Origin of the sequence: Paenibacillus sp. FSL R5-0378 (assembly GCF_038009285.1) — a bacterium.
Classification (GTDB): domain Bacteria; phylum Bacillota; class Bacilli; order Paenibacillales; family Paenibacillaceae; genus Paenibacillus_AQ; species Paenibacillus_AQ favisporus.
This window is the reverse complement of record NZ_JBBPAY010000001.1, coordinates 3,525,050-3,544,744: the sequence shown is the minus strand read 5'-3', so window position 1 is coordinate 3,544,744 and position 19,695 is coordinate 3,525,050. Positions and strand designations below refer to the sequence as shown.

Below are 19,695 nucleotides of genomic sequence, written 5' to 3'. Positions count from 1 at the left end.
CTTTCCCCTTCTTTTCATATAAAGTAGTATTCTCGAATACCGGAGCTGTCCTACACCAAAGATTCGCTCAAAATATGCTGCACCAGGTCATCCAGCGGAACGGTAGCCAGCGCAATCGCCGTATCCGTCACGCCGTAATAAATATAGAGAAGTCCGTCTTTTACCACGTTGCCGGTCGGGAAAATGACGTTCGGGATTTGGTAGCCAAATTTCTCGTAATAAGTTTCCGGCTCCATAATATAATTTTTCGTCCGGGCGATGACTTTCTCCGGTTGTTCCAAATCCAGCAGCATCGCTCCAACGCGGTACACCGTATCCTCGTCCACCCCATGGTAAAGGACCAGCCAGCCGTGATCCGTACGCACCGGAGGGGTGGAACCGCCGATTTTTTTAGATTCCCACTCCGGATTTTCGGCTTTGGCGAGGAGCACAGGCTCGTCCCAGTGGATGAGGTCTTCCGAGCTTGTGATCCACATCGCGGCTTTTTCCGTGCCGTAAGCTTCCCCGACATATTCTTCAGGACGCCGAAGAAGGTAGTATTTCCCGTTTATTTTTTCAGGGAACAGAATATTGTCGCGGTCATTGATATCCAGCGGCGTCGTGTCCGATACAAACTCCCAGTCCAAGAGATTGTCCGACTTGAGTATAGAGGAACGGGTTAGCCAGTGTCCCTCCTCTTCGCCCCACCCGTCCGGATAGGAAGGTATGGAACGCTCAGGTACACCCGAACCGGTCGGATAGTAGCTCATCGCGCATGGGCGCAGCGCGTAATTCAAATAGTACGTGCCCTCAATCTTGACAATCCGCGGGTCCTGAACACTCCCGTAAGGAAAACCGAGCATGTCCGGTGTGATAATCGGTTCATCCTTGACATGGGTGAAATGGACACCGTCCTCACTTTCGAGAAGCCCCAGCACGTTTTTGCACGGAGTCAATGATTCCGCCGTCCGTTCTATCATGTAGAATTTGCCGTTATCCATGATTACCGCCGGATTGAATACGGTTACTTTTCTCCAATTATATATGCCCGGAACGACGATCGGATTTTCCGGATGTCTTGTGATCTTCATAGGTAAAGCCTCCTTGTAAGCCCTTTATTTTCTCGTCACGGTTATTATAGCTCCCCGCCAAAACACAAAATATCCCATAAACTTTCGAAAACATCCGAATAATGCAGATCGTTTTACTTATGTCAGTTATAAATCACGGAGAGCAAAACAAAAACCGCCCCTTGCTGCGATGTCCGGGTGACATCGCTTTACAAGGGACGGTTTTGTTATTGTTGTATGCACGAGAACAAGTCAGCTGCTCTAATCCGGGAAACTCCGCGCTTTATCTGAAGTCCTTCGGAATTCTGCGCGCCACCCCGGTCAGGATCGCAGCCTGAACCACCGCTTTGCGGATTTCGATCACAACCTGCTCGTTAAAAATACTCGGGATGATGTACAGCTCGTTCAGCTCCCCGCCCGAGACGACCGAAGCGATCGCCCGCGCCGCCGCCAGCTTCATCGGTTCGTTGATGCAGCGGGCCCGGCAGTCAAGCGCTCCGCGGAACAGGCCCGGAAAGACGAGCACGTTGTTGATCTGGTTCGGATAATCGCTGCGCCCGGTCGCGTAGACCCGGGAATGCGGAATCGCCTCTTCCGGCGACACCTCCGGCTCTGGATTCGCCATCGCAAAGACGATCGGATCCGGCCCCATGCTGCGGATATCCTCCCCGTTCAGCAGATTGCCGCGCGATACGCCGATGAATACGTCGGCCCCTTTGATCACCTCTTTAAGCGAGCCTTCGTTCGCTTCGACCTGCGGCTGGTCTGCCAGCCACTGCCACATCGGATGGCTGTATGTACCTCCCCTGACGATAGCGCCTTCCCGGTCAACCGGAACCAGCTTCGTTACGCCGGCGCTGAGGAGCATTTTGCAAATGGACACGCCCGCCGCACCGATGCCGTTCACGACGACCCGGATATTCTCCATCCGTTTGTTGACCACCTTCAAGGCGTTCAAGAGACCGGCGATGACGACCACGGCCGTACCATGCTGGTCATCATGGAAGATCGGCATATCCAGCTCCTGGGCCAGCCGCGTCTCGATTTCGAAGCAGCGCGGAGAGCTGATGTCCTCCAGGTTGATACCGCCGAAAATCGGGCTGATCGCCTTGATCGTCCGGATAATTTCCTCCGTGTCCGTCGTATCCAGGCAGATCGGAAACGCATCGACGCCGGCAAGCTGCTTGAACAGCATCGCCTTGCCTTCCATCACGGGAGCCGCCGCATGCGGACCGATATCCCCAAGTCCGAGAACAGCTGTACCGTCGGTGATGACCGCTACCGTATTGCGTTTAATCGTGAGCGAATAAGCCTTATCCTGGTCTTCGTGGATCGCAGTGCACACCTTGGCCACACCCGGCGTATACACACGTGACAAGTCGTCCCGGTTTTTGATCGGCAGCGTCGGCTGAACCTTGATTTTGCCGCCCAAGTGAACGAGAAAGGTCCGGTCGGACACGTTGATCAGCTTGATGCCGTCATGCCGCTTCAGCGATTCAACGACGCGGTCCTCCTGCGTGTCGGCCACCTCAACCGTAATATCCCGCACAGAAGAATCCTTCCCGGGGCGGATGACGTCGATGGAGGTGATGTCCCCTCCCGATTTACTGATCGCGGCTGCGACATCTCCAAAAGTTACCTTCCCGTGATCCAGCTCAACCCTAAGAATAATACTCGTATTCGCCATGATGCATCCTCCTGATTCAAGGTTTAAAAATAGTCACCCGTGCTGTTAAAGCCATTTGTCATTTGTCCGAAGTCTGACGACCCGGCTTTGTAACCGATTGCAATTCTATCATAAGCTGATCCATATTCAGGCCAAAAGCTCGTCCGGTTTTGACTTTTCGGATCGAAACCGCCCGCAACATATCTTAACAATAACCGCGAAACTGCACAAGCGTCAGAGTATCCATAAGGAACGGGAGTAACTCAGCGCTCCCACCGCAGCTTCGGCCCGTGTATAGTTTATATACGCTTGAGCCGTTACACGCTGCGTTTCATATGTACCTGGCTGACCGATATGCCAAAACCGGCTTCCTTCAGCAAACCCGTCAGCATCGTTTCGGACCCGGGAATGTTGACGGTACGCAGGGTCAGTCCAAGGCTGGACGGCCCAAACACTTCGCTTAGGAGGCCCTTCATCAGCGCCAAAGCGTCTTCGCTTTGCCCGCCCAGAACCTTGCATTGAAAGAGCGACGTGGAGGTATGCGTCCCCTGATCATCGAAGCCCCTTTTATACAGTGCGTAACCGGCAGGCTGACCTTCCGGATCGAACGCGATCAGCGATTCGCCGTTCACGATGCTCTCCCATTGCGTCTGCCAAGGCTGGTTACTGACCGGCACTTGCAGCCTTTGGATATCCTGCGGAATGCCCCTGCGGAATTCGTACTCCCCGAAACCGCCGCTGGTCAGCGCTTCATCTTTCAGGCTTTTGCATTCATAGAAGAAGAGATCGTCAATGACCTCATATCCCATCCGCTCGTACAGCGATATGGCCGGCTTGTTATCGCTCAGCGCTTCGAGCAGGGCGACATCCGCACCCTCCGCTTCGTACAGCTCAAGGCTGGCTTTGATCAGCAGCTTGCCGATGCCTTTGCCCCGGTACGCCGGGATGATCCCCGTTCCCCCGTTCCATGCTGTCTTCACACCGCCGGTATTCCGCAGACCGTTCATGACAAAACCGACGGGAATACCGTCCACACAGCCGACGATCGACTGGGCGAGCGACAATCCTTGATCTGCACTTCTCTTGAGGAGCATTTCCATGCTCATCGTGATGGGGACCGAATACCCCTTAAACCCTTCGTTCCAAAGATCCGTAAGCTCGGCAGGCGAAAATTCACTCATCCTTCTCATGATTACATTCATTTTCATTCATTCCCCACTTTCTGCAGATCTAACTACATAGAATGAACTAAAGAATGAATGTTATTGGCCGTATAAGCAACAGGAAGTTCAATACACAGCTTTAGTTCAATCTATATACATAATGAATAAAATGTGAAATGAACGCAATCATTTTGTAACTTTCCCTTCGGTGCCCTATGATAAAGTATGACATGGTAAACTTATGTTTCACCGATCAACAATGTCTGGAGGCAGCTAAAGAATGCGCACATACATCTCAGGAAGTTCATACATAGCCGTTAACAACAGCGCCGCTCACCTGCCTGAAAAGCCGGGTAAGCCGCTATGATTCACCTCTCGCCGAATGAAAAAAGATATATGCCGGGACTGGACGGACTCCGGACCCTGGCTGTTTTCGCTGTCATTTTATACCATCTGAACGTCGGCTGGGCGCCGGGGGGACTGCTTGGCGTCAGCATATTTTTCGTCCTGTCCGGATATTTGATCACCGATCTTCTTACCGCCGAGTGGCGAAGGAGCGGAACACTTGACCTGAAGCAGTTTTGGATCAGACGGTGCCGGAGGCTGCTTCCCGCCATGATCGTCATGCTCGCCGCCGTGACCGCCTGGGTGACATTGGCGCGGCCGTCGACAATGCCGGTTTTAAAGGGCGACGCGATCTCGTCACTCTTTTATGTAAACAATTGGTATTTGATCTACCACCAGGTTTCGTACTTTGAAAAATTCGGGCCCGTCTCGCCGCTCGGTCATCTGTGGTCGTTATCGGTTGAGGAGCAGTTTTACGTACTGTGGCCGCTGCTTATGCTGATCGGTCTGAAGCTCGCCCCGCGGCGGGGAAAAATGTTTCTGTTCATGCTCTCGGCCGCGGCGGTATCCGCCCTGGCGATGCTGGTCATCTACGATCCGGGGACGGATCCCAGCCGGGTATATTACGGGACGGATACCCGGGCGTTTTCACTCCTGATCGGTGCCGCGCTCAGCATTATTTGGCCCAGCCGCAAGCTGTCTCCCCGCATCGACCGGTTCTCCAGGCGCTTGCTGGACGGCATCGGCATAGTCAGCTTAGCAGCGATTCTGGTCATGATCTGGACCACCAACGAATACGACGCATTCCTATACCCTGGCGGCTTGGTCCTCCTGTCGCTGGCCGCGGCAGCAGCCGTGGCCGTGCTCGCCCACCCGGCAAGCCGGGTCGGCCGTCTGATTGGCTGCAAGCCGCTGCGATGGCTCGGCGTTCGCTCCTACGGCATATACATATGGCATTATCCAGTAATCATTTTATCCACAACGAACGGAGCCGGAGACGTGAGCGTCCCGAAAGCCGTATTTCAGGTGGCTGCCAGCATTGCGCTGGCTGCGCTGTCGTATACATTGATCGAAGAACCGATCCGCAAAGGGTTATTGGGAAAAGGGTGGGAGAAGCTGCGCTCCGGCAAACTGGGCGTAGATCAGATTCCGCTGAAGGGCTGGATCACCGGGGCTACCTTACTGCTGCTGGTCATTATCTCCTGCACAGGCATCGCCCGGACACCTGCGGTGGCATCCACCGTCCAGGCGCTCGGCCCGGCCGCTTCCGGAGCTGACGGCTCCAGCCCGGTGTCACAGGAGGTTTCCGCTGCCGGGGACGGCACAGGAAATGCGGATGCCCCTGCTTCCGGCCAGCAAACCGCAAAAGGCGGCGATCATCACGACGCCGGCCCGGCGGAAACCTCTGTCGGCAGTCCAGCCGAGGCGCAAACGCCTCCTGCAGCCCAAGGCCAGCAGGCTGCGGATAATGCAGCTTCGGGCACTACAGGCCAGGCCGAAGACCCGCCTTCTGCCGGCGGCAAAGCAACATCGTCCGCGAATCCCGTAGGCGTGGCCGGCACGCCTCCCGCCAAAGCCGGCGAGCCGGGAGGGAGTTCGGGCAAGGCATCCGGGCAAGGGGCCGGCGCAGCGGGAACGAACGCCCCTCCACCGGTCAAGCGGAATCTGGCGGTGAGCGCCATCGGCGATTCCATCCTGTTGGACGCCGCCCCATATTTGCAGCAGTACCTTCCCGGCATCGTCGTCGATGCCGAGATCGGCCGGCAAATGTCCGAAGCGCCGGACATCGTGGAGCGGCTCCGGTCGGAAGGCAAGCTCGGCGACTACGTGGTGATCGAGCTCGGAACCAACGGCGCCTTCAGCTCCAAGCAGCTTTCCCGGCTTCTCGACTCGCTGAAGGACGTCCGGCAGGTCGTGCTCGTGAACACCCGGGTGCCGAGAAACTGGGAAAGCACGGTCAATACGGCGCTCCGAAAGGCAGCCGATGCCCATGTCAATGCGACGCTGCTCGATTGGTACGAAGCGAGCAGCGGACAGTCCTTCTTTACACCCGACGGGGTCCATCTTAAGGCGGATGGAGCCAAACTGCTGGCATCGCTGATCACAAATGCCGTCGGAACCAAATGACCGGGCTCATAAAGACATTTGTGTTAAGAGCCTTTGAGAAATACACGTATTGGAACTCATACATGACTGTTACCTTTTAGTGGTTCGTCAGGCACTGCCGCAACAGCCGGGCACGGAAATGATCCGTGCCCGGTTTTTTCGGTTCATTTTCAATGGAGCCGTCTCCCTCACGTCCCCCCGCCTAACTGTACATATTGAATAAACAGTTCACAATTTGATATGATAATGAAGGATTACCATCAATGAATGTAGAGAAGGAGAGATCACCATGGCTACGATTCGTTTAGGCAAAAGCGATCTGCATATTAATCCGATTGGGCTCGGAGCCAACGCTGTCGGCGGGCATAATCTGTATCCGAATCTGAATGAAGAGATAGGCAGGGACGTGGTCCGGACCGCCCTCGACCTCGGGGTGAATTTCCTGGATACCGCGTTCATCTACGGTCCCGGCCGCTCCGAAGAGCTGATCGGCGAGGTGCTGAAGGAGAAAGGCAGAGCGAATGCCGTCCTCGCGACCAAAGGCGCGCACAAGTTTGTGGATGGCAAAGTCGTGATGGACAATTCGCCCTCCTTTTTGCAGCAGTCGGTCGAAGACAGTCTGAGACGCCTGCAGACGGATTACATCGACCTGTTCTACATCCATTTCCCTGATGAGCAGACGCCGAAGGCTGAAGCCGTCGGAGCGCTGCAGAGGCTGAAGGAACAGGGCAAAATCCGGGCCATCGGCGTATCGAATTTCAGCATCGACCAGCTGAAAGAGGCAAACGTGAACGGCTATGTGAATGTGCTCCAATCGGAATACAACCTTTTTGCCCGGGGCGCGGAAAAGGAGCTGCTTCCATACTGCGAAGCCAATGGCATCTCGTTTGTCCCATATTTCCCGCTGGCTTCCGGCCTGCTAGGCGGCAAATATACGAAGGACACCACGTTCGGCGATTTCCGCGCGAACAATCCGCGCTTTCAAGGTGAAGCTTTCGCCCGGAACCTGGACAAGGTGGATCGACTGCGGCCGATCGCTTCGCAAAAGAACGTCGAAGTGGCTCATGTGGTGCTGGCCTGGTACCTGAAGCAGCCGGCCATTGACACCCTGATTCCGGGAGCGAAAAAACCGGAGCAGGTAAAGGAAAACCTGAAGACGCTGGACGTTCAATTAACGGATGCTGAAGTCGAAGAGATCAGCAGTATCTTTAAATAATCCGCGGGGACCATCGGCGGATGAGCCGGTACTGCGGGAAAGACGCGGCTTATCTGGCTTCGGATGTATATGTTTTTTGATCTCTTCAACAAAAGGAGCTGCTTTCAGGGCGATCCGCCCTAAAAGCAGCTCCTTTGCTGTCATCCACCAATTACACAACGAGCCCGTACTCCCTCCGACGTTCAGCCAATGACCCCTCGATGATCCGGTCCAGCAGGGCGGAGAAGGACAGCCCAGCGGCCAGCGCGCTCTTGGGCAGCAGACTGGTCCGGGTCATACCAGGCAGCGTGTTGACCTCCATCACGTAAGGAATGCCCTGGTGGAGCATGACATCCACCCTCGCGTACACGCTGCATTTGAGCACGCGGCAGCTGAGTTCGGCGGCCCGGCGGACCTGTTCGGCGGTATCCGGATCCAGGCTCGCGACGACTTCTTCGCACTCCCCTTCTTCGTATTTGGACGTGTAATCGAAAAACTCTCCGTTCGGCTTGATCGCCAGAACCGGAAGGTACTCACCGTTCAGCAGGCTGCACGTGATTTCCTCACCCTCGATGTACTGCTCGAGGATCACTTCATCGTCCCAGTGGAAAGCGCGCTCCACCGCTTCCCGCAAGCTCTGCTCATCCCGCGCCAGCGTCACGCCGACGCTGGAACCGCCGCTGTTCGGTTTGACGACAAGCGGATAGAGCGGTTCCGAGACGAGCACGTTCTCCAGCTCATCCGGACTCGTCAGCAGCATCCAGTCGGGTGTCTCTACACCCTCGTAACGGAGCAGCTTCTTTGCCGTATTTTTGTCCATGCACAGACTGCTCGCCAAAACGCCGCTGCCGGTGTATGGAACACCGAGCGTCTCGAGCGTACCCTGAATCGTTCCGTCTTCCCCGTATTTGCCATGCAGGGCGATCACGGCCATGTCGATACCGGCCAGCTGCTGCGGCAAATCCCGTTTCCTCGTAATTTCGATCGGCCGGACTTCGTATTTGGCGGGATCCAAATGCGAGATGATCTCCCGTCCCGTCATCAGCGACACCTCCCGTTCCGAGGAATCTCCGCCCATAATTACGCCTACTCTTAACATCCGTTCTCCTCCATTCGTCTTTGGACCGCCTTTCCGATCACCTGAATGCCGTGGACAAGTTCTTCATCGCTCACCCGTGAAAAACCGATCCGCAGCGTTCCCTCACCCTGACCGTCCGTATAGAAGACATCTCCTGCGGTAAACACCACGCCTTGTTCATAACAATCCCTCAGAATATCCCTTGAGCGGATGCCGTCCTGCAGCTCAAGGAACAGATGGAGCCCGCCGGTTCCGGTTAACCTTTTGTGAGGTATATACTTGCGACAGCACTCTACCGTCAGCTCGTGCTTATGCTTGTATTCAGATTTCGCCCGCTTTAAATACTTTTCAAAATTGCCGTTATGAAAATATTGATACAGCACCGCCTGATCCAGCGTGGAGGTGTGAATGTTTCTCGCCCGCTTGACGCTGACCAGCGCATCGATCAGCTCCCTGTCCGCCGCGATCCAGCCGATGCGGATGCCCGGGAACAATATTTTGGAAAAGCTCCCGAGGTAAATGACGCTGTTTCCATCCCCGCCGAAGGCCGCCAGCGGGGCCATATGCGAACCCGAATAGCGCAGCTCCTCATTAAAGCCGTCCTCGATCAATGGAATATGGTGCTTTGCCAGCAGGCGCAGCACTTCGACCCGCTTTTCGGCTGACATCACGATCCCGGTCGGGTTGTGATACGACGGGGTGAGGAACGCCAGACCGAAGGAGTTCTCGGTCAGCGCCCGCTCCATTTCGCCGATATCGATCCCGTCCTGCTCCATGCCGATCCCGGTAATGTCATATCCTTGAAGCCGGGAAATTTTGATGGCTGTGTGATGAGTCGGGTTTTCACACAAAATATGCTTTTCATTCACGTTCAGCGAGGACAGAATAATATCATAAGCTTCCGTGAACCCGTTCGTGATCAGAATATCTTTACCGTCCATGTCGACGCCTTTCGTTTCCATATAACCCGTCAAATACTCGATCAACGGTTTGTATCCTTTGGCATAGCCGTAGTTGAGCAAAATTTCCCCTTCGATCGCCATCCGGTCCAGAAAAGCGCGCTTCACGTTGGCCAGGTCGAAGAGCTTCTCGTCGGGGGCGATGCTCGCGAAGTTAATCATCCCCTTCTCCCCGCGCAGGTCGCGCTTCATCAGATCCAGATCCGTGGCCGCTTGTGCGACCGGGCTCAAATGCTGCTGCCAATCCACATGCCAGGAAGGTACCGAAGCGATGCCCACTTTGGAGACAAAGGTTCCTTTGGAGCGGACGGTATAAATGTACCCTTCCTCCTCGAGCTCGGTGTACACCGCCACCAGTGTGTTACGGCTGATATTCAGCATCGTGCTGAGCTCCCGCGTCGACGGCAGCTTCTGGTCCACCCTTCCCTTGCCCTTGGTGATCCACTGCTTCAAGTATTCTTTGACCTGCACCGTCAGCGGCCGGCCTTCTGTAATTTTAAAATCCGTAAACATAACGTTATTCCCCCCGTACCTATCTTCACACAATCCGCTGCCTGATAAAAGATCCACCGGACGGCGTTTTCCGGCCCGGCGTGGTTTAGTTTGTCCGCAGGTCATGATACCGGCTCTCGCCGAACCGCTTCGGCTGTCCTCCTTCTCAGGATGCCCGAAAGCCGGAGGCCGACTCACCCGCCTTCATTCATTTGTGATCTGGGCACTTTCCTGAGTTTGTCCAAGCAAACAGAAAGACCGCCGGGCAGCCTGCCCAAGCGGTCTGTTCATACATTCAGCGATTTGGCGCTCGCCTCTCACCAAGGCTGTAACGCCGCTATTCCGTAACGGTTTCGATCTTCGGCTCGGTCGCGAGGGCGACATTCCCGGATACCGCCCGGGAAATCATGCAGGAGCCTTCCGCTTTATGCGCCAGCCTGTCCGCCGTCTCCACATCTTTGGCTGTTGCTTCACGGGCCAGCACGATATGCGGCTTGTGCGTAATGCTGACGTACGTAAAAATGTTGTCCGTCACGTCCACGATGCCTTCGGACTCCAGCGAAAGCTCATGAACCGGAAGGTGCGAACGCTCCATCATGGCCGCCAGTGTGATTAAGTAGCAGGTAGCGGCGGCGCCGAGCAGCATTTCGTCGGGGTTCGTCCCGACGCCCGGGCCTCCCATCTCTTTCGGGATGGAAATTTGCGTACGGAGATTGCCTGCTTCGATCTGTCCATCGCTGTTGCGTCCGCCGTTCCAGCCGGCCTTTAACACAAATGAATGTTTCACAGTCGAGTCGCCTCCTGTAATTCAGAGCGGGCTGGTTGCGGTTCGTCAGAAGCGATGCCGTTCGCTTTATAGTTAAAGCGCTGGCGGTAGCCGCATTTTCTGCACAGCTCCTCCACGACCTCGCGCCGGGAAAAACCGTCGACGATCCGGTTTGCCCGCTCGCTTTCGATAATTTCGGAAAATGAGGTCTTGTGGATGTTGCCGAGATTAATGACACCTTCCCCGTCAAGACAGCAGGGGATCACCGTTCCATCCACCAGGACGCCGGCCTGATTGCGCAGACCATGGCAGAAGCCCCGGCTGAGGTCCTCCTCCTCCGTCAGGTCCGGCCATTTAAATTCGTGGTCCATATTGATGTAGATCCGGTCCGCAATTTTGATGCCTTTGCCGGGAACGATTTTTTCCTCGATTTTGTAATCCAGGTTAAACTCCTTCTCAATGTACTCCAGCATTTCCCGATTACGGCTCCGCTCCAAGTTCGTTGCGTTGTCCGGGTCGAGATTCCACAGCCGCAGCGATACGATCATGCCCGATTGGGACACCGCCTCTTTGACAAAGGTAAGCACTTTGGAGATATAGCCGTTCTTGTCTTGGGAACCGACATGCCCGTCAAAGCTGTGCAGGGAGAAATTCATCTGCCGCAGCGCCGGCTTGTTCAGCAGCTTCCGACCTGCCTTGTGCAGCAGCGTGCCGTTGGACGTGATGTTCACTTTAAACCCTTTCTCATGGGCGATATCCAGCAGCTGGTCAATGTGCGGATGAAGCAGCGGTTCGCCTTTGACGTGAAAATAAATATATTCCGTGTGGGGTTTAATCTCATCCAGAGTATGCGTAAATTGCTCAATCGTAATATAATTGGTCGCCCGGTGCGTCGGCGGACAAAACGTACAGGCCAGATTGCATTTGCTCGTCAGTTCGACGTAAAACTTTTTGAATTTTTTCATGATGGAAGCTCCAGTCTGATCCTTAAAAGTTACCTTCTCAACCTATTATATTAGAACATCCTTCCGAAGCAAACGTAAACCGTATTTTTGACAAAGGACAGCCTTAATCGCTTGGATCTGACAATCGGGGTTATTTCCGGGCCCGGCCTGCTCATATGCTGATATATGCCGCGGGCTTTTTCGATCATCAATAAACGGTAAGGAGGGATGAACGGGGTGATTACGATTGGAAGCGGCGGGGAAACGGTGAACCCGTCAGGATGGCCGGATTTGTGGAGGGAAATTTACGACAGGAAGATGAGGAGCACGACCGCATATCATTACGAATCGCCGGCCCACTTGGTCTTTGAGCTTAGGCTCCGTGAAGCGATCGTCAGAGCGGCAGCCGACTTAAACCGGAGCGGGGTGCAGTTTGAAACCTTCAAAAATTCCCACTGCAACGAAGCGTACTGGTACTTGAACCGGCGCGGCGGCTTCGAGCTCAAGCCCCATGTTACGCCCGCCCAAGGAATCCAGGACATCTTCGTGAACGGCTGGGCGTATGGCTTCGAATGCGCGACGGGGATCGTGATCGTGTTGTACAAGGGTGTGCTCGATTGTATTCGGGAAGACGACTTCAACCGTCTGTTCGCGAATCTGCTCCTGTACGACTGGCATTACGACAGCGACCTGGGATTGATTGAAAAAACAGGTTCCCGGGATTCCTATCCGGGCGACGTCCGGTATTTTAAAAATCCGGATGTCAACCCCCATCGGATCGAGTGGCAGGGTGAAAATACGATCCAAATGGACGACGACCTGTACTACGGTCACGGAGTCGGTATTGTCACTTCAGGCGAAATCATCAGTACGCTCAACCGGTACCGGATTCCAGGCAGCAGCCGTTCCGCCTATTTGACCGACCAGATCATCCATCCGGATTTTCTGTATTTGTCGGGATTCGCCGCCGGCGGGCCACCGGCCCCCACCAACTGGCAGCAGCAGCCCTACAGGGAGAACGGCATCACCGCTTCCCGGATCGGCAGCCGGGTCTATCTTCGCTATTAAGTCTGCAGCGCAACGGCCCTTGGACTATACTGGGGCGGAATTAAGTCTAGACATGTACATGATGATTTAAGGTTAGTATAGGTAACCGCCTTCTGTAGAAGGCGGTTTTTCACTTTCACAATCATTCGCTTTTTAGTATAGACTAATCATTTTTCAGCGCATATAATAACAAAAGTATCTCCAATTAACGAACATTAAGGCGGTAATTATGAGTAAATATAAGCTATTGTTTCGAGGAACGGCATTTTCCAGTAAATCATCCAAAGAAATTGAAATCCTGAAAGACCATCTCTTTTGTATCCATGATGACGGGAAAATCGAAAAAATCGTGGCTCCTGAGGATCCCAATTATCAGGTTCTGCTGGACGCTTATCAAGGAAAAGACAACTTTTATTCGTTAGCCGAAGGCCAGTACATTCTGCCCGGATTCATCGATCTGCATGTTCACGCGCCGCAATGGACCCAATCCGGAACGGCACTGGACATTCCGCTCTATGATTGGCTCAACACCTATACTTTTCCGCTGGAATCCAAGTTCTCGGATCTCGATTTTGCCTATGAGGTCTACAACGATCTGGTCCGCACCCTGCTCGCCAACGGCACGACGACGGCTCTATATTTTGCCACCATACATAAAGAATCCAGTTTATTGTTAGCCCGGATTTGCGCCGAAAGGGGCCAACGCGGACTCGTCGGAAAAGTCGTCATGGATGACCCGGAGCAAAATCCGGAAAATTACCGCGACGCGGACACCAAGGCGGCACTTGCAGACACGGAAGAGTTTATACTCGCCGTCAAAGCATTGTCCAAAACAGTAAAACAAGGGGTATTTCCCGTCGTGACGCCAAGGTTCATTCCAAGCTGCACGGATGAGGCGCTGCAAGGCTTGGGAGAGCTGGCCGAAAAATACGACGCGTACGTGCAATCGCACTGCAGCGAAAGCGACTGGGCTCATGGTTATGTTCGGGACCGGTTCCGGAAAAACGATGCCTATGCGTTGCATGATTTTGGGCTGCTGCGCGACAAGTCCGTCATGGCCCACTGCAATTTCCTGAGCGACGATGACGCGGATTTATTTGCCGAAACCGGAACGGCTGTCGCCCACTGCCCGATATCAAACGCCTATTTTGCCAACAGCGTTATCCCCGTCGCCCATCTCCACGAAAAAGGGGTAGAAATCGGCCTGGGGACCGACATTTCGGGAGGCTTTTCTCCAAGCCTGTTCGATAATATCAGACAAGCCGTCATGTCCTCCAGAATGTTGGAGGATGGCGTGAACCCTGCCCTTCCTGCCGAAGACCGCGGTGTGCCGGGATCACGCATTACGGTCAACGAGGCGTTTTACCTCGCTACAGCAGGGGGAGGCGAAAGCTTAAGCTTGCCGGTCGGCCGCATCCAGGAAAACTATGCCTGGGATGTGCAGATCATCGATACGAAGCTGCCAACCGCCAAACTGCCGATCTTTGATCCAAATGAAGATTTGAACGACGTGTTCCAAAAAATGCTGTACCTGACCCGGCCCGAAAACATCCGCGAAGTTTGGGTACAGGGCGAAAAAGTCCATTCGCGTTAAAAGTAGACGCCCAGTGCAATGATTGGCATTCTTTTTATACTGTAAACCATTCGCTATTCGTAGAAAAAATCCAAAAAATTCGAGGTGTACTCCTGAGTGAACACACAAACCGCGGCACAATCAGCTATGCATTCCGAGATTCAAGAACAAGCTCCACAATTAACTGTTTCACCTGACGATAAAATTCCGGTCTACAAATCGATCATTCTGGGCTTACAGCACGTCGTCGCCATGGACGTCTATGTCGTGCCATTTCTGATCGCGATGCTGATCGGCTTATCGTCCGGCCAGTCCAGCGCTTTGATTCAAGCGACCTTTATTGCGGCCGGTCTGGCTACGATCGTACAAACGTATTTTTGCATGAAGCTGCCTGTCGCCCAAGGCCCTTCCTACGTTCCGCTTGGCGCCATCGTCAGCATTTATGCCGCCAGCGGCGGCGGGCAGTTAGGCTGGAACTCCGTTTTAGGGGCGGGCTTGATCGGCGCGGTTTTAGTCATTGTTTTGGGCTTTACCGGCATTTTCAATAAAATCGTAAAATCGTTTATTCCGCCGATCGTTGGCGGCACGATCATTTTCATCGTCGGTCTTTCTTTACTGCCTGTGGCCATCCGGGATAATATCTACGGTGCGACAGATGCGACCATCAACCAAAACGTGCTGCTGGCCCTCATATCGGGCGCTGTACTCATCATTTTCGTCATCCTGGGTTCCTTGTTCCGCGGTAAAGGCTCCATCTTCCGTATCATTTCGGTCATGGTCGCGTTGGTCGTCGGGTGTATTTCGGCGAATTTTATGGGTGTGCTTCATTTCTCTGCGGTGAACGATGCCAAATGGTTCAGTATGCCGCAGCTCCCATTTGCCGATTTCGGCTTTTCGTTCAACATTTCGGCGATCATTACCATGGTCATTATTTATTTCGTCCTGTTGGCCGAAACGACAGGCACATGGTTTGCCGTCAGCAACGTCATCGATAAACCGTTAACCGATAAAAACTTAAACCGGGGTGTCATCGGGGAAGGCATCAGCTGTCTTATCGCTTCTTTGCTCGGTTCGACGCCGGTTACGGGTTATTCCACCAATGCAGGCATCATTTCCATCACGGGCATCGCGAGCCGCCGCGTCTTCCTGGCCGTAGGTGTATGGTTTGTCATCTTCGGCTGCTCGGGTAAACTGGCCGCGTTGATCTCATCCATCCCCACCGCTGTCATCGGCGGCGTCTTCACCATCGTCTGCGGCATCATCGCCATTAACGGCGTGCAGGTGATGAAAAACGTCAGCATCGCCGAAAAAGAAATGTACATCATCGCAATCCCGATGATCCTGACTTTGGCATTAGTCATGATCCCGCAGGATTTCCTGCACTCGCTGCCTACGTTCGTGCAATATTTACTGGGGTCGCCGATTTTGGCTGCATCGATTGCGGCGATCGTATTAAATAAGGTGCTGCCCGGCAGAAAATAAAGTAAGTAGATGCGGGTTGCAATAAATAATGCAAGGAATCCGAGACAGGGCTGACCCGGAAGGACGCAAATAGCGAGCCTTCCAGTCAGCCCTGTTCCTTTACCGGATGCTGCTGAACAGGCTGCGCCCTGACCTGCGAATGTAAAACCGGCCGGACTCGTCAAAGACAAGCCGAATATAGAAAATGTTGACAGCGAACGATGGTGAAGCTATTATTTATTTATTTATCAATAAATAAGGGAGTAACGAAGATGGTCATCCGGCAGGATCGCAAAGAACAAATTTTAGCCAAAGCAGTCGATGTATTTGCCGAACTCGGGTATTACAAAGCAACAACGGCGCGGGTAGCCAAGGAAGCTGGCGTTACGCAGCCGTATGTGTTTCATTTTTTCAGCAACAAGGAAGAGTTGTTTATCGCTGTCATCGATCAAGCTATCGGGCGGATCGCCGATGCCTTTTCACGGGTAGAAGCGCCCGCCGATCAGCTTATGGAAACGATGGGGCAAGTATTTGATGACGTAATGAGCAGCTACCGGGCAGAGACGCTGCTCGTCATGCAGGCGCATACGATCCCCGAACCGGCGATTCGTGAGCATGTGCGCGGGCTTTTTTCCAATATATTCAGTTCGGTGCTGGAGAAATTTACCGCCGCCGGTTTGCCGGAGCCCGAAGCCGCAGCAAGCCAGTTTATGGGCATGGGGTACCTGATTACGGTGGCTGAAGTGCTGGATTTACCGCAAATGCTTTGCTTCAAGGATTGTTAGAGTGGTACTTATTTGAGCATGGGGACTAAACGCTAGACGCTTCTAGATGGTTCAAATTCCAGCCGGTCTGGAGCAAAACAGAGAATACAAAAAGGCAGTTACAGACTGCCTTTTTTGTAGCCTATATATTTATTTATCAATAAATAAAAAACAGGAGGTTTGAGGATTGATGGAAAACTATATTCGTTTGGCTTTGCGGGGCGCCGGACGCCTTTTTGCGGAGGAGAAGCTGCTTGCTTGGCTCGGTGTTGCGGGGTTTGTCCTTGCCGCGGGCATCGCTGCATATATCGGCATGTTCGGCCCGATTGTACCGCCGGAGGGCAATGTCGCCAGTGCCTTTTCGTTCAATGCGGCGATCGGCGTATTTATGCTGTCGATTGCCATGCTGCTGCCGCTGTCCGGCTTTAAGGCAAAGGCACGGACGGCCATCCGCCGGGTGTTTGTTCCGATCGTCGTCTATGCATACGCCGTGGAGACGATCCAGCATTTTCGGGGCGTGAACCCGCGTTTCTCACAATCCGGTTCAATCATCGATACGATCGCCGGAACTGCGTTTGGCCTTGCGTCCTTCATCCTTATTATCGTGACGACCGTTGTTGCCGTTGCCTTTTTCCGCCGCAAGCTCCTGGCCGCACGCCCGCTGCTGATCCTCGGCATCCGCTATTCATTTGTGTCGGTGACGCTTAGCTTTGCGGCCGGCTTGTGGATGATCGCCCTGAACGGGCGCTTTACAGGAGCAGGCGGCAATATCATCGTCCTGCACGGCCTTGGCTTTCATGCGCTGCAGGTTCTGCCGCTGCTCGGCTGGTTGTTGGAGCGCTCACGGGCCGAAGCCCGGCGCGCACAGCTGCTGTTGCATACAGGCAGCGCCGCTTGGATCGCATCCGTTGCCGCGGTCGCTATTCAGACCGCCGCGGGCCGCACCATTTTCGAGTGGTCAGCGCTGCCCGTCGTGGCGGCCGCCGGATTGCTTCTTTGCCTGGCATCCATTGCAGCCGCGGCGGGCACCGAGTTGTTAAAGCCGCGCTTCGCCCCTGCTGTTCCGTCCTTCACTGATCTGGAGCGGTAAACAAACAGTTTTAATGGACCGTGCCTTGGTGTTTCACCGCTTCCATGGCATGGTATACCGTATGACTGAGGGAGGCGAGGTCTCCTTCCGCCTGAAAATGAAGGTACAGCACCTCCGGCTCCTGCTGCATCCAATGGTTATGCACAGCCGAGATGTTGATCTGGCCTTTGCGGAGTGCATCAATGACCGGATTGACTTCGTCCTCCAGCAGCGCGAATTCACCGGTCACCACTCCCTTTGCCCCTTGGGGGTCCGTGTGCTCGAAAGTGGCACCCAGGGCAAGATCCATCAGCTCCGGCGACAGGTGACGGCCCATAAGCGACACCTTCAGGTCGCTGCGTTTGATATGCACGTCGCAGACGTTTCCTTCCTGCTGGACGTTTGATTTAAACAGACTCTTCTCGATTTTGCAAACATCGGCTGGCTTTGCTGATGCAGCTCCTGCCGGAGCAGCCGCTGCCGCCAGAACCATCATCCAAATCATCAACACTATACGCATCGGTAATAACCTCCTGACAACTCACTTTTTTGGTTTATTATGGCTTCATGGAATCACTTTCATGTAGTGAATCGACAAAAATATTCATATATAGACCTTTTGCTCATATCGATGTTATAATATGGTAAAATTTGCTCAATTGAAGGAGGTCTATTTTCCTATGTCTTGGCTGAAGAATCTTCCTCTGTCCCAGCGGGTCATGGCCGGATGCTACTTGGTGGCCGCATTGTTCGCACTCCCAGCCCTGATTATTTTCATTCTGATCGGGGAAATCCTGATCGGCGCGGCGTTCGTCATCATCTTTGCCGCACTGACTTACCCTTTAGCCCGCTACATCGAGAAAACGCTTACATCTTCGTTTGACAGCATTGCTAACGCCACAGCCAGCATTGCCAAAGGCGATTTTACGAATCGTGTCGATGAATCGGGTTCCATGGGCGACGTCAGCCGATCGTTTAACAGCATGGTGGACAAGCTGAAGAAAATTTTGAACGACGCGTCAAGCATCACCCGCCAGGTGATGGATTCGAGCCGCGGTATCGCAGATAAAAATCAGGAGCTTAAAACCGTCATGGCGACAGTCGCCACTTCGGCCAACGAGCTGGCCGTCGGCGCAAACGAAATTTCCTCGGACGTCGCCGGCATGACCGAATCCATCCAGGCCATCGAGCTCAAAGTCGGCAACTATGCGGCCTCAACCAAAGAAATGAAGCAGCAGTCCGAAATTACCTTCAGCCTCGTAGAGAAAGGACGCCAGTCTGTGGAGAAGCAGGCGGAAGGGATGCGGCAGAACGTCGAAGCAACGGAGAATGTGGCCAAGACCATTGACACGCTGTCCAAAAATGCCCAAGGCATCACGAAGATCACCAAGACGATTTCCGAACTTGCCGAACAGACCAACCTCTTGTCCTTAAACGCTTCGATCGAGGCGGCGCGGGCAGGCGAGCATGGGCTTGGCTTTGCCGTGGTTGCCCAGGAAGTCCGCAAGCTTGCGGAGGAATCAACTGCGTCTACACAGGAAGTATTCAGCCTCGTTAAAAGCATTGAGCAGAGCATTCACCAGGCGATTGACAACATCAAGATCAACGAGGATGTGGTGCAGCAGCAAAATGAACGGATCCGCGAGGCCGAGCAGATCTTTGCCCACATCGTCGAAAGCGTACAATACATAACCGAGCAAATCACTTCATTCTCAAATGAAAGTGACCTGATGCTGGACAGTGCCCGTAAAATATCGGCGGCCATCCAGAATATTTCGGCCATCACCGAGCAGTCCTCCGCCGGTACGGAGCAGGTGTCCGCCGCCATGAACGAGCAGATGAAGTCGATCGAGGCGGTCGTCGATGAGACCGAAGCGATGAGACAGGCCGTGTTCCAGCTGCAGAAGACGATCCAGATTTTTAAATTCTAATCGGTATATATGAATAAAGCAGGCATACAGTGGGGTTCATCCCGCGGTATGCCTGCTTTTATGATTAAGCAACAGATTAGTCCTAAG

Annotated in this window: 15 protein-coding genes and 1 pseudogene; 8 read left to right on the top strand and 8 right to left on the bottom strand. The window is 53.9% G+C overall.

Features of this window, described 5'->3' with window-relative positions; genetic code table 11:
• Positions 1-50: 50 nt before the first annotated feature.
• From MKY74_RS16650 to MKY74_RS16640, 3 genes are all read right to left on the bottom strand, one after another.
• Positions 51-1,070, bottom strand: coding sequence for a glycoside hydrolase family 130 protein (locus MKY74_RS16650; protein ID WP_076167616.1), 1,020 nt, complete (start codon positions 1,068-1,070; stop codon positions 51-53).
• A gap of 262 nt (positions 1,071-1,332) precedes the next feature.
• The gene (locus MKY74_RS16645; protein ID WP_076167619.1) at positions 1,333-2,736 is read right to left on the bottom strand and encodes an NAD-dependent malic enzyme; all 1,404 of its coding nucleotides are present in this window, start codon (positions 2,734-2,736) and stop codon (positions 1,333-1,335) included.
• Between the two features lie 296 nt (positions 2,737-3,032).
• Entirely contained in the window at positions 3,033-3,923 is an 891-nt protein-coding gene (locus MKY74_RS16640) for a GNAT family N-acetyltransferase (protein ID WP_076167621.1), read from the bottom strand.
• A gap of 318 nt (positions 3,924-4,241) precedes the next feature.
• On the opposite strand from MKY74_RS16640, the gene MKY74_RS16635 reads away from it, so the two are divergent.
• Together MKY74_RS16635 and MKY74_RS16630 are read left to right on the top strand one after the other, a co-directional pair.
• The gene (locus MKY74_RS16635; RefSeq protein ID WP_076167624.1) at positions 4,242-6,350 is read left to right on the top strand and encodes an acyltransferase family protein; all 2,109 of its coding nucleotides are present in this window, start codon (positions 4,242-4,244) and stop codon (positions 6,348-6,350) included.
• Between the two features lie 268 nt (positions 6,351-6,618).
• Complete coding sequence (locus MKY74_RS16630; protein WP_076167626.1) at positions 6,619-7,545, top strand: aldo/keto reductase; 927 nt, start codon at positions 6,619-6,621, stop codon at positions 7,543-7,545.
• A gap of 151 nt (positions 7,546-7,696) precedes the next feature.
• Here the strand turns inward: MKY74_RS16630 and MKY74_RS16625 are convergent, their stop codons facing one another.
• The 4 genes and pseudogenes from MKY74_RS16625 to MKY74_RS16610 form a co-directional block, all read right to left on the bottom strand.
• Positions 7,697-8,623, bottom strand: a complete 927-nt coding sequence (locus tag MKY74_RS16625) for a D-alanine--D-alanine ligase (protein ID WP_076167628.1) — start codon at positions 8,621-8,623, stop codon at positions 7,697-7,699.
• The gene (pdxR, locus tag MKY74_RS16620) at positions 8,617-10,074 is read right to left on the bottom strand and encodes a MocR-like pyridoxine biosynthesis transcription factor PdxR (protein ID WP_076167631.1); all 1,458 of its coding nucleotides are present in this window, start codon (positions 10,072-10,074) and stop codon (positions 8,617-8,619) included. The genes MKY74_RS16625 and pdxR overlap by 7 nt, the downstream gene beginning before the upstream one ends.
• Before the next feature lie 316 nt (positions 10,075-10,390).
• Positions 10,391-10,840 carry an OsmC family protein gene (locus MKY74_RS16615; protein ID WP_076167633.1) on the bottom strand — a complete coding sequence of 150 codons (450 nt, stop codon included), beginning with the start codon at positions 10,838-10,840 and terminating at the stop codon, positions 10,391-10,393.
• Between the two features lie 74 nt (positions 10,841-10,914).
• A pseudogene (locus MKY74_RS16610) lies at positions 10,915-11,784 on the bottom strand (radical SAM/SPASM domain-containing protein); the annotation flags it as partial.
• A 216-nt stretch (positions 11,785-12,000) separates the two neighbouring features.
• On the opposite strand from MKY74_RS16610, the gene MKY74_RS16605 reads away from it, so the two are divergent.
• The 5 genes from MKY74_RS16605 (at position 12,001) to MKY74_RS16585 (ending at position 17,698) form a co-directional block, all read left to right on the top strand.
• Positions 12,001-12,831 carry a protein-glutamine gamma-glutamyltransferase gene (locus MKY74_RS16605; protein WP_244169191.1) on the top strand — a complete coding sequence of 277 codons (831 nt, stop codon included), beginning with the start codon at positions 12,001-12,003 and terminating at the stop codon, positions 12,829-12,831.
• 208 nt (positions 12,832-13,039) lie between these two features.
• Positions 13,040-14,404 (top strand): guanine deaminase, encoded by a 1,365-nt coding sequence (gene guaD / locus MKY74_RS16600; RefSeq protein ID WP_076167637.1) that lies wholly within the window; start codon positions 13,040-13,042, stop codon positions 14,402-14,404.
• Between the two features lie 126 nt (positions 14,405-14,530).
• Complete coding sequence (locus tag MKY74_RS16595; protein WP_076169481.1) at positions 14,531-15,865, top strand: uracil-xanthine permease family protein; 1,335 nt, start codon at positions 14,531-14,533, stop codon at positions 15,863-15,865.
• A gap of 251 nt (positions 15,866-16,116) precedes the next feature.
• On the top strand, positions 16,117-16,629 hold the full coding sequence (locus tag MKY74_RS16590; protein ID WP_076167639.1) for a TetR/AcrR family transcriptional regulator: 513 nt from the start codon (positions 16,117-16,119) through the stop codon (positions 16,627-16,629).
• Between the two features lie 169 nt (positions 16,630-16,798).
• A complete protein-coding gene (locus MKY74_RS16585) occupies positions 16,799-17,698 on the top strand; it encodes a hypothetical protein (RefSeq protein WP_076167641.1) in 900 nt (299 codons plus the stop codon).
• A gap of 10 nt (positions 17,699-17,708) precedes the next feature.
• On the opposite strand, the gene MKY74_RS16580 is transcribed toward MKY74_RS16585, so the two are convergent.
• Complete coding sequence (locus MKY74_RS16580; protein WP_076167644.1) at positions 17,709-18,197, bottom strand: DUF1259 domain-containing protein; 489 nt, start codon at positions 18,195-18,197, stop codon at positions 17,709-17,711.
• A 160-nt stretch (positions 18,198-18,357) separates the two neighbouring features.
• On the opposite strand from MKY74_RS16580, the gene MKY74_RS16575 reads away from it, so the two are divergent.
• Complete coding sequence (locus tag MKY74_RS16575; protein WP_076167646.1) at positions 18,358-19,608, top strand: methyl-accepting chemotaxis protein; 1,251 nt, start codon at positions 18,358-18,360, stop codon at positions 19,606-19,608.
• Positions 19,609-19,695 lie beyond the last annotated feature (87 nt).